Genomic DNA, 12,909 nt, shown 5'->3' on the forward strand with positions numbered 1-12,909 from the left:
CGAGAATTTGTTTAGATTCGGCATGTACAGGGAATTAAGTGCGCTGTGAGCTCTTTTTATGCCGACTCCTTCGGTTGAATCAAATACCGTATCCCCCCGCGACATGCTCATGCTGCGACTCTCCATCGTGGTGGGTGGCATTCTGATCTCTTTGTTCATGATTGGAGACCTTCAGTTGATTCCCCCGGAACTGGCGGGCTCTTACATCACCAGCAGAGCCCTCATTCAACTTCCGATTCTTGCTGGCTTGCTTGCTTTCACTTTTGCGCCGCAATTTCTCCGTTTCGCACAAACGGCCTTCCTGGCGACCGTTCTCAGCATCACCTATGCCAATTACTACCTCATCCACGTGGCCTGGGAGCAGGCGGCATTCAGTTTTCCTTACGAGGGTACGTTGCTGTACGCCTTCTTCGGTTTTTTTGTTTTCGGAATGAAGTTCCATTACGCGCTGACCGCGATGGTGCTCAGTTCGCTGGGATTTGTTGGCTTGATGGCCATGGATTCCGTTTATGGCGAGCGAACCTGGATGAATGCCGGGTTCGTGGTGGGCTCACTGTTTGTCGGTGTTATCGGCCGGCACAGGATTGATCGATTGCTGGGGCAGCTTCAGGATGCCAACGAGCAGTTGGTTGGCCTGAGCACCGTCGATGGACTGACCGATCTATTCAATCGCCGGGCTCTTATGAGTGAATCCGAGCGTTTGTTTGCTCTGCAGCGGCGCTCCAATCAGCGACTCGCTGTGTTCATGATGGATCTTGATCATTTCAAGCAGTTCAACGATCACTATGGTCATCAGGAGGGCGATCGGGCCATCCGTATCCAGGCCGATATCATGAGGCAGGTGTTCAAACGACAGACGGATATACTCGGGCGATACGGTGGCGAAGAATTCATGGCTGTGATTGACGGCGAGCATGCTGACCGTTTTGAACACCTTGCGGGAGAGATTCTCAGAGAATGGCAGGAGCTTGCGGTGCCAAACGAGGATAGCCCTGATAGCAAGGTGCTCAGCTGTTCCATCGGGATTTGCCAGGGGCTTGCCAACGAGTTTGACTCAATCGACGACATGATCCGGAGGGCCGACGAAGCCCTTTATTGCGCGAAAAAGCAGGGCCGTGCCCGTTATGTAATGGCCTAGTCTTCGGGCCTGTGTTCGAACAGACTGCCCAGCCCCGACTGGGGAGTGAGCTTGCCGCACAGTCGCAAAGCCTCCCAGAAACTGACCTGATTGGCGGTCAGTATCGGTTGCCCGATTGCTTGCTCCAGATCGGTGAGCCAGGCCGAAGAGTGGAGAGCCGTGTCTGGCATCAACAGGGCGTCGGCGTCTTCCCTGACGTTAGCCAGGGCGAATTCGATAACTGCGTTTTTCTCAAGCAGTCCGACTTCCGCGGCTGTGATGATGCCGCGGCTGGCCAGATGCACCACCTCGATATCGAAATGATTCAGGAACGCCCGGAATCGCTGCGCGACCTCTCCAGGGTAGGTGGCGGCGATGGCCACCCGTTTGGCGTCAATGGCTTTTACCGCTCTGGCAAATGCCATTGCCGTTGTGGACGCGGGCACACCGAGCAGTTTCTCGAGCGTGTCTATTTGCTGGCGGATGCCGTCGAGGCCGAGTACAAAACTGGCGCTCGTGGAGGTCCACACTACCGACTCAATCCCCGAATCAGCCAGCTTTTCTGCACCTTTTGAGAGACGGCTGATGCTGCCCATCTCAGTGAGGGCCTCAACGGTATGGGCGTCCTCAAGGAAATCGGTGTGAATGAGAGAGACCTGCGCCTGAGGTTTTACCATAGAACCCATCAGGGGATAATCGTCTTCGGCCGCATGGCCCGGGTAGAGGAACCCGAGTCTGGCTGGAGTCGGGGTGTGGCTCATAGATCGCTACCTCGCTCGCAGTAATTGACGTGTCCTTACAATAGACCAAAACTGGTCTCACCACTCTGTGGAGATGAGCGATGGATACCTCCTGGTTCCTGATCTTTGCCGATGCGCTCCTGATCCTGCACACGATGCTGGTGGGCTTCGTCATCCTGGGGCTGGGGGCCACATTCGCCGGTTATTTCCTGCATTGGCGGTGGGTGCGCAATTTCTGGTTTCGCCTTAGTCACCTGACGGTAATTGCCGTTGTTGTTCTGCAATCCTGGCTGGGTGTGTTATGCCCGCTTACGAGCTGGGAAATGGCGCTTCGGGCTAAGGCAGGGGAGGCGGGCTACGAGGGATCGTTCATCCAGCACTGGCTGCAGTCTATCCTGTATTACAGTGCGCCGGATTGGGTGTTTATTATGGCGTACACGGTTTTCGGATTGCTCGTCCTGGCCAGCTGGGTTCTGGTCAGGCCCGAGCGGTGAAAAACAGGCAGGGTTAGTTCTTGAAAAATGCCAGGAAAGCGCCGGCTGCGGCCGAGGCGGCCCCGCCGATCAGATACCACATGGTCTGGTCTGTAAAACGTCCCGTCACTGTTTCGGTCAACTGGTTCCCCAGTGACTGGGTTGATTGGTAGCCGAAATAGAGCAGCCCGACGCCAACCACCAGCAAAACGATACCGACCAGCTTTGAACTTCCCATTGAATTCTCCTTTCAATTGAGGCCGCCATTCAGCGTCCCTTGGATTCAGGGAAGCTTGCCATCACAGTCTGGGTTTTCCAACTGCAGACGCGACAGGAAATTCACATAGGGTGCAAATCTTACTAGCCGAGCCAAGCTGGCTACCGGCTTGGGATATAGACATGTGTCCTGTAGGCAGGCGGTATTGGTCACATCGAGAACTCAGGATGAGCCTTCGGGTTCGGAGGGGTTTTGATTTTCTGGCCGCTGAGCTTTCCGAGTATTTTGAACCACAAAAATAATCGATTGGGGCGGTTGGCCCTCGTTCGCAGGTTCCCTGATTTCTCCCAACGTCAATCCGGATGTCCTGAAAAGATTGATCCAACCGGTGAGCGTTCGGAAATACCAGGGAGCCGGGTCGCCGAAATCGCCGGGAAGACCAGCCCAGGTTCCGGGCTTCCAGCCAGTGGCGTATTCTCCTTCATGGAAAAAGGCGACAGGGTGGAGAGTCTGGATGACGCACGCACCGCCGGGATTGAGAAGTTTGGGCAGGACCTTGAGAAACGCGTTCACCGAGGTGTCTCCCAGCAAGGCAAAGTTGTTCACAACAAGATCAAACGTGCCCAGATCAGCATTTTCCAGTTGTTCGTAGTTGAGGACCCTGAAGGTTTCCTCTCCCTGTTGCCGGGCGTATTCGATCAATTCCGGCACGGCATCTGTTCCGGTGCCTCGGTAGCCAAGGCGCGTTAATTCTCTGATCAACCAGCCCTCGCCACATCCTGCGTCGAGAATTGAGCCGCCCGAGGGGGCGTAATCCTCAATCACTCTTAAAACACTGCTGCTGGAGAGATTGCCCGGCGCTCGAATGCCTGCTTGTTCCACGGCCTTGATCCAGGGCGAGGCATTTGAGTTCCATGCGGTAAGAATCTGTTTTTCGTACTTTGATGTCATGGTTTGGTGAGCCCCGATCGCAGGGTGTTGATGCATTCTCTGATCTCGCGCTCGTTGGCGCTCGCAAATCCCATTACCAGGCCGGTTCTGCGGGAATCTCCCAGAAAGTGCGCGCTCAGCGGTGTACTGCCAAATCCCCTGGCTTTCAACCATTGGCTGAGCGCCAGGTCGTCAAAATCTCCTTCAAGTACCAGATGCATCCCCGCGCTTTCCGCCACCGGTTGAGCAAGTCCGCCGAGCTTTTTCGTAACCTCGCTTTGGAAGAGTTGCCACTTGTCCCGGTACAGCTGACGCATCCGGCGGAGATGGCGTGTGAACTGACCACTCTCAATGAATTCGGCGATGGTTGCCTGGACAAGAAGAGGGGTCTCTCCACCACTGATCTGCTTGGCCCAGAGCAAGGGTTCGACAACCGCTTCCGGAACCACCAGATAGCCGATGCGCAATGCTGGTAGTAACGTTTTGCTGAAACTGCCCATGTAGAGCACGGGCGAATTCTCGTACAGGCCTTGAATGGCAGCGAAGGGCTTGTTGTAGAAGTGGAACTCGCTGTCGTAGTCGTCCTCGATGATCCAGCATCCGTTTTGCTGGGCCCATTGCACCAGAGCCATTCGCTGGGAAAGGTCGAGGATGCCGCCCATGGGGTATTGGTGCGTGGGCGTGCAGAACAGGAGCTTGGCCCTGGCAGATTCAAGGCCCGGCAACGCTTCTACATCCAGGACGTGGTTCCTGAGGGGGATTGGAATCACGGGATTGCCCAACCGGCCCAGCGCGTTCCGGGCGCCACGGTATCCCGGATTTTCACACAGGACACTGTCGCCCCGTTGGAGGAAAACGTCGGCAATAAGCGAGAGCGCCTGCTGCGCGCCATTGGTGATTATGACTTGGTGTTCTTCGCAGCGAACCCCTCGGGACGTTCTGACGTAAGCGGCGATGGCGCGCCGCAGGGGCTGGAATCCCTGGATGCTGTCATACCCTCTCAGTGTTCGCCGGCTTTCCTGGTGGTGCAGGATCCGGTTCCAGCTGCGGATGGGGAACGCATCCAGGTCTGGCAAGCCCGGCTGGAAAGGCAAACGGGCGTCTTCAACAGGCTTCGGCGTTCCCGCTGGAAGTGGCGGCAGCGGTGGCAAATTCATGGAAACGCCACCGGATTTCTCCAGGCCCTGCCCTGAGGGGTTTATCGCTGATTTGATGTCTTCATGGACAAAGATCCCCTTGCCCGCTCTGCTGTGAAGAAAGCCCTCCGCCTTGAGCTGCTCATAAACGGCGTTCACCGTATTGCGGCTGATGCCAAGATCCTTCGCCATCTGGCGGCTGGGCGGAAGCTGGCGCCCGGGTGGGTAGCGCTGGTCGAGTATCCGTTCGGACAACCGTTGATACAGCTGATGCTGCAGCGGGTGCACGCTGTCCAGGCGAATATCATCGATCACATCAACTGGTCCTATAAAAAGTCACAATCTGGATCTTTCGATGGTATCAGAAGTGCCTTTCAATAGAAGTACATTTTGTGAAGTGCAAGACCGGAAAGGAGCTTCTGATGACAACGACTGATTTGACCGGGCCCAGCGCCTCCCCGCTGACTTCCTGTCCACGCAGCAGGGTGCAGAGGGCGGTAAAGCGAGCCAGCTATGACAGGGAAACAGCCTACAGGCTGATTGATCGGCTCAAAACGGCGCATATAGGATTTGTGGAAGATGGCGAGCCTCGCATCATCCCGATCACGGCCTGGCGACTGGGCGACGACCTCTATGTGCACACGCTCAAAGGTGGACGATTGTCCCGGCGTCTGGAATCCGGCGCATTGCTCTGCATTTCCTTCGCCGTGACAAATGAATGGGTGATGACAAAATCGGCGTTCAACCACAGTGCCAACTACGAGTCACTGGTGTTGTATGGCCATGCTGTGCCGGTCACGGACCATGCCGCCTTTGATGCCGCGTTCCGTGCCATCATCAACCAGATCGAGCCGGGTCGATGGGAGCAGGTAAGGGCGCCGAACGACAAGGAAAGAAAGGCAACGGCGCTGTTCCGGATCCCAATTGATGAGGGAGCCTTCAAAAGCCGGACTGGTGGCCCGAATGATGATCCTGAAGATATGGCTCTGCCCGTGTGGCATGGATTGATACCAACCGGTGTTTAACCTGTCGATGAAACGATACCTCAAGGGCCAGCCTGGTCTTTGGGAGCCATCTTCAAAAACAGGCCCAGGGATGCCAGCAGCAGGGCGGTGCTGACGATGATGGCAACGGGATAATAGAGGTTGCCGGCGAGTTCCAACTGACTGTATTTGATGATCATGATCAGCCCTTCAAGCGACATGGCAACGCACACTGTTCCAATAAAACGCGGCAGTGTGCGTCTCATCATGGTTATGACGTCGTGGGATTCTGAGCGCCCGCTGTACTCGGAGCGTATCACCATGGCCAGTTCGTAAACTGCGAGAGCGATGATGCTGCCATTAACGCCCTTGATCAGGGCCTGCATAAGTTGCTGGCCAGACTGGAGGGCGTCGATCACTTCCAGAACGGTGGCACTGACCAGAGTGAAAGCAAGCACGAAGAAAACCAGCGAAAATAATCGGGCGAATAGTGCCCTGACCGGAATTGCGGCCAGCATGTTGACCATAGTGTTTAACCCCCAGCGTTGATCAAGTCAGACGCAGGCTACTGACAAGAGCCGTTGATTTCGCTTAAGGATTACTCATTCTCTGGTAATCTGATGGATCAATCCTGACGACCCCCGGAGCGACTCGAGCCTAGTGTCTGAAGACCCTTTGAAAACCCTGTCCGACCTTGCCAGCGATGCCCATGCCCGCATCCAGGCAACCCATCAGCACATCAATCCGGTGGTAGAGGTTCGCCGTGGTATGCGTGATGCCGGTATACCGGCGGATGTGATGACCATTGACTGTCTGCGCACCCGCCGCAGGATTACGCTGATCCTTCACGATGAACAGCCGGGCACTCTTCTGTACCAGTTCGTGACCATTGAAGACGAAGTGGGGAACGACTTTCAGCAGATGGCGCTCAACGACATGACAACCACCAAACTGTTCGAGTGGATTCAGGAGTATTTTGGCTAATTTGCGCAGCTCCAGGCCCACCCTGAAGTAAACTTGGGGTAACCAATAACAATAGACAGACAAGGTTTCCCCATATGCCACTATCCCGAAAGCTTCTTCTCGCTCCTTTGCTGGGCATTGCCCTCGTCATGACGGGTTGCGATTCCGGTCCCGATTCTTCCGCAGCCAACAGTGCCGGACACACTGCGCCGACCGCGACGACAGAGCAGGCCAATCGGGATGTGTTGGACCAGCGACCATTCGATAACCGTGACGATTTCGAGAACGCGCGACGCGGACTGATTGCCCAGGACCCTGAACTGGTCATTGATCATCTGGAAGGCGGTGAAGTCTGGAACATGCCGGCCTACGGATTTATCGACGAGGATGGAGAAAACGCCCCGGCCTCGGTCAATCCAAGCCTCTGGCGCCAGGCTGCCCTCAACAACATTCACGGGTTGTTCAAGGTCACCGACGGGCTCTACCAGATCCGGGGTTACGACCTGGCGAACATGTCGATCATCGAAGGCGAAACCGGGTGGATCCTGGTGGATCCTCTGACCGCCCGGGAGACTGCCAGCAAAGCCTTCCTGTTTGCTCGAGAACATCTGGGCGAAAAGCCGGTGCGGGCGATTCTCTTTACCCACAGCCACATTGATCACTTTGGCGGCGCGCAGGGCATTCTCCAGCACCTTTCGGACGAGGAAAAAGCCAACCTGCGGATTATCGCGCCAGAGGGCTTTGAGGAGGAGGCAACCAGCGAGAACATCATCGCCGGCCCTGCCATGACACGCCGGGCCATGTTCATGTACGGCAAGCGTCTGGATCGGGACGAACGCGGCCATGTAGGCACTGGTCTGGGCAAAGGCCCGGCTTTTGGCACCTTTGGCTTTGCCCCGGCGACGGATCTGATCAGCGAAACCGGTACGGAGCTGGAGGTGGACGGCGTGCCGATGATTTTCCAGATTGTCTCCGGATCCGAAGCGCCTGCAGAGTTCACCTTCTACCTCCCCGAACAAAAGGCCTTTTGCGGTGCCGAGCTGGTCAGCCGCAATATGCACAACATCTACACCCTGAGGGGCGCGAAGGTTCGCGATGCCAAGCTCTGGAGCAGCTTCATTGACGAGGCAAAGACCCTGTTTGCCGACGCCGATATCTATTTCGGTAGCCATCACTGGCCGCTGTGGGGGCAAGAGAATATCCAGGATTTCCTGGCGGTGCAGCGGGATACCTACAAATACATTCACGATCAGACGGTGCGTTTGATGAACCAGGGTGCGACGCCGCGGGAGATAGCGGAGCAGCTCAAACTGCCGCCGGAGCTGAATCGGGCGTTCCATAACCAGGGGTACTACGGCACCGTGTCTCACAACGCCAAAGCGGTGTACCAGCACTACCTGGGGTGGTTTACAGCGAACCCGGCTCAGCTAGATCCACTTCCGGAAAGTGACTCGGCCCAGCGTTATGTTCAGATGATGGGTGGCGCTGAAAAGGTTCTGGAAAGAGCCCGCGAGGATTTCGAGGCAGCCTCTGCCATGGGTGCCAGTGAAGGGCGCGACACCTACCGGTGGCTGGCGGAATTGCTCAATCAGGTGGTCTTTGCCGAGCCAGGGAATGACGATGCAAAACAGCTTTTGGCCGACGTCTATGACCAGCTTGGCTATCAGGCGGAATCCGCACCCTGGCGCGACTTCTACCTGACAGGGGCATACGAGCTGCGCCATGGTTCGCCGGAAGAGGGCATCAAACCGGCGATGATGAGAGAAGTGCTGCTGAACACGCCGGTATCCCTGTTCTTCGACAGCATGGCGGTGCGGCTGAAGGCCGAAGACGCAGAAGGGGAGAGCGCCGTCATCAAAATTACCTTCACGGATCTGAAGGAAAGTTATCTGCTGACTCTGAAACATTCCGTGCTTCACAACCGTCTGGTTAGTGAGGACACGCCCGCTGACGCCACATTGAATCTGACGCGGTCTTTGTTTGTGGATCTGTTGATCGGCCGTGCGGGGCTGAAGGAACTTCTGTTCAGCGACGAGATCAGCTTTGAGGGAAGCCGGCTCGACCTGATAGGCTTTTTCAGTATGCTGGACAAGCCTCAGGGCCGGTTCAATATCGTTACACCCTGATGAGTACCTTATGAAATCTGTTGCACTTCTCGATGGTGGCCTGGGCCAGGAAATCTACCGCAGGGCCATGAATGTTACGTCACTGCTCTGGTCAGTGGCGGTAATGCGGGAGCAGCCGGACGTGGTTACCGATGTCCATGCTGATTTTATCCGGGCGGGCGCCCGGACCCTGACGCTGAACACCTATGCTGCAACGCCCACACGACTTGCCAGAGAAGGTCTTGGTGACGAGATTGGAGCGATACATCAGCGAGCGTTCGAGGTACTGGAGCGAGCCATCGAATTAACCGGCGCAGACGTTGATATCGCCGGTTGCCTTCCACCCCTGGTTGGTAGCTATCGGAGCCAGCCTGACCGGACCTTTGAGGATTTGAAGTCGGAGTTCGACATCCTCGTGAAATTGCAGGCTGGGGCTGATGTCTTCCTTATCGAAACCATGACGAACTCGCTCGAGGCGAAAGCTGCCTGTGCCGCCGCCGCTGAATCAGGCAAGCCCTTCGGTGTGGCGTTCCGGCTGGAAACGGATGGCAAGCTTCGGTCCGGGGAAACGCTTGCAGAGGCTGTCGAAGCGGTTAAGCCGTTAGGGCCAACAGCGGTCATGCTCAATTGCTGTGATCCGGAGTTGATCTCTGAGGCAATGCCCGAGCTGACCGGCCTTTTCCCTTGCGCGGGTGGTTACGCCAACGCGTTCAAAACAGTTGAGCCAATGGCCGGCGGAGCGCTGGTGGATGAACTGGAAGCCAGGCCGGACGTTTCGCCCGGGTTGTATGCGCTGCAGGTGAAACAGTGGTTGGATGACGGCGCAGGTGTTGTTGGCGGCTGTTGTGAAATCACGCCCCAGCACATCAGCCATCTGGCCGATGTGCTGACAGGCGATTATAACCTGGTACGGTTCTCAGAATTGGCCCGCAGTTAGCCGGCGAGGCGAGGACTTTTTGTCCTGCGCGCTTCCATGGCGCGTTTGGAGCGACGTGCCTCGATGTATTGCATTGCATCGTTCCGGATAGGAAGGTGCAGGGCGCCTTCCAGATCATGCCGGTCATAGCCGAGATCCGACAGTGTGTCATCTTTTTCTTTCAACAATGACTGCGCCATACGGCGGAACTGCTGGCGCTTGGAATATCCCTCGATCCAGGATGTAATCGGCTGCATTGCGGAGTTTGTGTGATGCTCTGTGCTCTTCAACATGTTTACGGCCCCGACGGTTGGTGAATGGCTTGCAGCAGCTCGTTTGGAGACGTCGTTTAACTCGCTCACGGGTGCCTACAGCCCGTATTCTGGTACTGTCTCTGCCTTCAATCAAACGAAAAGAATTTAAGATCTCGTTCAGCTATGCTTAAGGCAGTTGCAGGCCACAAACCTAGCCGTAAGGTCCGTCCATGAATATGCCTCTGCTTGATAACGATGTGCTCCGGAGTTTTGTTGCCATTGCGGAACACGGCACGTTCACCAGTGCTGCCAAAGCCGTGCATCGCACACCCTCAGCCCTCAGTATGCAGATCAAACAGCTTGAACAGAACCTCGGCAAAACCCTGTTTATCCGGGAGCCCAGGAGAGTCACTCTGACTGCAGAAGGGGAGGTTCTCCTCGATTACGGGCGCCGCTTGTTGCGACTGAATGAAGAGGCCGTGCAGCATTTCATCTCGCCGACACTTGAGGGCAAAGTGGGCATTGGCACCTCCGACGACGTTGGCACCCGGATTTTGCCCGAAGTGTTGGCAGAATTTGCGCGATCCTATCCGGCAGTGCTCGTGGACGTTGTGGTCGGTTCCAGCAAACAGAATCTCGCTCGTCTGGACGCCGGTGAACTGGATATGACCCTGGTGACCGTGGCCGACGAGGGGCGTATTCCCCGCGGTGAGGTGGTCCACGAAGAACCGCTGGTCTGGGCTGGGCGTGAAGCTTGCTCGGCTTACCAGCGGTCCCCCCTCCCCATTGCCATGGCTCATGAAGGATGTGCCTGGCGCCGTATGACCCTGCGTGCTCTGGACAAAGCCGGCATACCTTACAGAATCGCCTATACCTGCGAGCATTGTTCCGGTCAGGAGGCTGCGATGCTGGCGGACCTTGCCGTGGCACCGTTTCCGAAAAGCCTGATTCGCCCGCCCCTCAAAGAGATTGCCGGTGACAGCTTGCCGGAAATTGGCTTCTATCAGCTGGCGCTGGTGCGGCGGGGTTCAAATCCTCTTAACGACGCGCTTGCTTCCCATGTGAAAGAAGCGTTCCAGGGTCTACGCTAAACGGAGCTGCCAGGAATGGCCTTTTGCACACCCTCTAGCCGCCCGACTTTGAATCAAGGACATCATTGATGACAGTTTATTTCGTCCAGGCCTTTATCTACCTGGTCGCAGCGGTGATCGCTGTGCCCCTGGCAAAACGTTTGGGGCTGGGATCCGTCCTTGGCTATCTCGTGGCCGGTGTGGTGATTGGACCGGTCACGGGGTTGGTGGGGCAGGAAGCCAATACCATCCAGCATTTTGCCGAGTTTGGCGTCGTCATGATGCTGTTTCTGGTTGGCATGGAGCTGGATCCCAAGGCGCTTTGGGCCATGCGTGTCCGTCTGGTCGGCCTTGGTGGACTCCAGGTGGTGCTGACGGCGGCAACTGGCATGGCTGTGGCGGCATGGTTGGGGCTGCAGTGGCAGACAGCACTTGCGGTTGGGCTGATCTTTGCTCTGTCGTCCACGGCGATCGTCCTGCAAACCCTCAACGAAAAGGGGCTGGTTAAAACTGAAGGCGGGCGCAGTGCTTTCTCCGTTCTGCTGTTTCAGGATATTGCTGTCATCCCGATGCTTGCGCTGATCCCCTTGCTGGCACTGCCGGAACTCATGGACGCCGCGGGTACTTCCAATGGCAACGGCGGCAACCTGAACCTTGTGGACAGCCTTCCCGGCTGGGCCCATGGGCTGGTTGTGGTCGCGGCCGTCGGTGCCGTGATTGTTGGTGGCCATTTTCTGAGCCGACCCCTGTTTCGCTATGTGGTGCAGTCGGGCTTGCGTGAAGTATTCACCGCCACGGCGCTGATGTTGGTCATCGGGATTGCGGCCCTGATGAGTCTGGTGAATCTGTCACCGGCGCTTGGGGCGTTCCTGGCCGGTGTCGTTCTGGCTAACAGTGAATTCCGGCATGAGCTGGAAGCGAACATTGAACCGTTCAAGGGACTGTTGCTGGGCCTGTTCTTCATCACCGTTGGCGCGGGCATCAACTTCGATGTGTTGTCTGAGCAGTGGAGTACGGTGGTGTCACTTGCGGTTGCGGTGATCGCCGTCAAGGCCGCGATTCTGCTTGGCCTGGCGTTGCTGTTCCGGGTTCATGGCAGTAATGGCTGGCTGTTCACGCTGTCCCTCGCACAGGCTGGTGAGTTTGGCTTTGTGCTTCTGACCTACAGTGTCCAGAACAACGTGATTCCCATGGAAACGTCACAGGTCCTCTCACTGGTGGTGGCGCTGTCGATGTTCCTGACGCCGTTGCTGTTTATCGTGTACGACCGGATTGTGTTGCCCCGTTATCGTCGTTCACAAAACGACGAGCGGGAGGCGGATACCATCGATGAACAGGCGCCGGTTATCGTTGCTGGTGTTGGTCGCTTCGGCCAGATTGTCTGCCGGCTGTTGCGGGCCAATAATGTTCCCATAGTTGCATTGGACCATGAGATCGAGCAGATCGAGAATCTCAGGCAGATCAATATCAAAAGTTTTTTCGGGGATGCGAGCCGACCGGATTTGCTGGAAACCGCAGGCATCGAACAGGCCCGCCTGCTGGTCGTGGCCATCGACGACCGTGACCGTTCGGTCCAGATGGTGGAGCATGTGAAGCAGTTTTTCCCCGGTGTCTGGGTGCTGGCCCGTGCTTTTGACCGTGGTCACGGATACCGGTTGAGAGAGGCTGGTGCCGATGATGTGGTGAGTGAAACCTATCATTCGGCTCTGGAACTTGGCGGCCATGCGCTAACCGCCATGGGTGTGCACCCGATGCGTGCCCGCCAGATGACCTGGGCTTTCCTGGATAATGAAAAGGCCCACGAGGATGAGCTGTTCGACGCCTGGAAAGAAATTGAGGAAGGCATCCGGTTCAGTCCCCGCTACGGTGAACTATTCATGAAGCTCGAAGAAGCGCTGAGCAGCGCCATGCATCGGGACTGGGAAGAGCCAAAGCAGGAAGATGTTCCCATATGGCGACCGCCAGACCGCTGACAGTGAAGTAACGCTGGGCTAGATTATTGTCT

General features: G+C 56.6%; 14 protein-coding genes. 8 read left to right on the forward strand and 6 right to left on the reverse strand.

The genetic code is table 11. The features are described from left to right. The first annotated feature begins 58 nt into the window (after positions 1-58). Positions 59-1,138 (forward strand): GGDEF domain-containing protein, encoded by a 1,080-nt coding sequence (locus tag J3362_RS01530; protein WP_349517800.1) that lies wholly within the window; start codon positions 59-61, stop codon positions 1,136-1,138. Here J3362_RS01530 and J3362_RS01535 read toward each other — a convergent pair. Further along, a complete protein-coding gene (locus J3362_RS01535) occupies positions 1,135-1,878 on the reverse strand; it encodes a maleate cis-trans isomerase family protein (RefSeq protein ID WP_349517801.1) in 744 nt (247 codons plus the stop codon). The genes J3362_RS01530 and J3362_RS01535 overlap by 4 nt on opposite strands. An 80-nt stretch (positions 1,879-1,958) precedes the next feature. Here J3362_RS01535 and J3362_RS01540 point away from each other — a divergent pair, with 80 nt between their 5' ends. Further along, on the forward strand, positions 1,959-2,351 hold the full coding sequence (locus J3362_RS01540; RefSeq protein WP_349517802.1) for a DUF2784 domain-containing protein: 393 nt from the start codon (positions 1,959-1,961) through the stop codon (positions 2,349-2,351). Between the two features lie 13 nt (positions 2,352-2,364). Here J3362_RS01540 and J3362_RS01545 read toward each other — a convergent pair whose 3' ends face one another. The 3 genes from J3362_RS01545 to pdxR all read right to left on the reverse strand — a co-directional run bounded on the left by J3362_RS01545 (position 2,365) and on the right by pdxR (position 4,928). Beyond that, positions 2,365-2,568 (reverse strand): DUF3185 family protein, encoded by a 204-nt coding sequence (locus tag J3362_RS01545; protein WP_349517803.1) that lies wholly within the window; start codon positions 2,566-2,568, stop codon positions 2,365-2,367. A 201-nt stretch (positions 2,569-2,769) separates the two neighbouring features. Then, entirely contained in the window at positions 2,770-3,498 is a 729-nt protein-coding gene (locus J3362_RS01550; protein ID WP_349517804.1) for a class I SAM-dependent methyltransferase, read from the reverse strand. Next, entirely contained in the window at positions 3,495-4,928 is a 1,434-nt protein-coding gene (gene pdxR, locus J3362_RS01555) for a MocR-like pyridoxine biosynthesis transcription factor PdxR (protein WP_349517805.1), read from the reverse strand. Before pdxR ends, J3362_RS01550 begins: the two co-directional genes overlap by 4 nt. A 107-nt stretch (positions 4,929-5,035) precedes the next feature. On the opposite strand from pdxR, the gene J3362_RS01560 reads away from it, so the two are divergent. Beyond that, the gene (locus J3362_RS01560) at positions 5,036-5,638 is read left to right on the forward strand and encodes a pyridoxamine 5'-phosphate oxidase family protein (RefSeq protein WP_349517806.1); all 603 of its coding nucleotides are present in this window, start codon (positions 5,036-5,038) and stop codon (positions 5,636-5,638) included. 20 nt (positions 5,639-5,658) lie between these two features. On the opposite strand, the gene J3362_RS01565 is transcribed toward J3362_RS01560, so the two are convergent. Then, positions 5,659-6,123 carry a hypothetical protein gene (locus J3362_RS01565; RefSeq protein WP_053112824.1) on the reverse strand — a complete coding sequence of 155 codons (465 nt, stop codon included), beginning with the start codon at positions 6,121-6,123 and terminating at the stop codon, positions 5,659-5,661. 133 nt (positions 6,124-6,256) lie between these two features. Here J3362_RS01565 and J3362_RS01570 point away from each other — a divergent pair, with 133 nt between their 5' ends. From J3362_RS01570 to J3362_RS01580, 3 genes are all read left to right on the forward strand, one after another. Continuing rightward, positions 6,257-6,580 (forward strand): hypothetical protein, encoded by a 324-nt coding sequence (locus J3362_RS01570; RefSeq protein WP_062781459.1) that lies wholly within the window; start codon positions 6,257-6,259, stop codon positions 6,578-6,580. Between the two features lie 74 nt (positions 6,581-6,654). Further along, a complete protein-coding gene (locus J3362_RS01575; protein WP_349517807.1) occupies positions 6,655-8,685 on the forward strand; it encodes an alkyl/aryl-sulfatase in 2,031 nt (676 codons plus the stop codon). A 10-nt stretch (positions 8,686-8,695) separates the two neighbouring features. Further along, entirely contained in the window at positions 8,696-9,601 is a 906-nt protein-coding gene (locus J3362_RS01580; RefSeq protein ID WP_349517808.1) for a homocysteine S-methyltransferase family protein, read from the forward strand. Here J3362_RS01580 and J3362_RS01585 read toward each other — a convergent pair. Then, a complete protein-coding gene (locus J3362_RS01585) occupies positions 9,598-9,873 on the reverse strand; it encodes a hypothetical protein (RefSeq protein ID WP_349517809.1) in 276 nt (91 codons plus the stop codon). The two genes, J3362_RS01580 and J3362_RS01585, sit on opposite strands and share 4 nt — an antisense overlap. 191 nt (positions 9,874-10,064) lie before the next feature. Between J3362_RS01585 and J3362_RS01590 the strand changes: the two genes are divergently transcribed. After that, positions 10,065-10,925 (forward strand): LysR family transcriptional regulator, encoded by an 861-nt coding sequence (locus tag J3362_RS01590; protein ID WP_349517810.1) that lies wholly within the window; start codon positions 10,065-10,067, stop codon positions 10,923-10,925. Between the two features lie 68 nt (positions 10,926-10,993). Beyond that, positions 10,994-12,877, forward strand: a complete 1,884-nt coding sequence (locus J3362_RS01595) for a monovalent cation:proton antiporter-2 (CPA2) family protein (protein WP_349517811.1) — start codon at positions 10,994-10,996, stop codon at positions 12,875-12,877. The last annotated feature ends 32 nt before the right edge of the window (positions 12,878-12,909 follow it).

Source organism: Marinobacter sp. NFXS11, assembly GCF_040148675.1.
In the GTDB taxonomy this organism is placed as follows: domain Bacteria; phylum Pseudomonadota; class Gammaproteobacteria; order Pseudomonadales; family Oleiphilaceae; genus Marinobacter.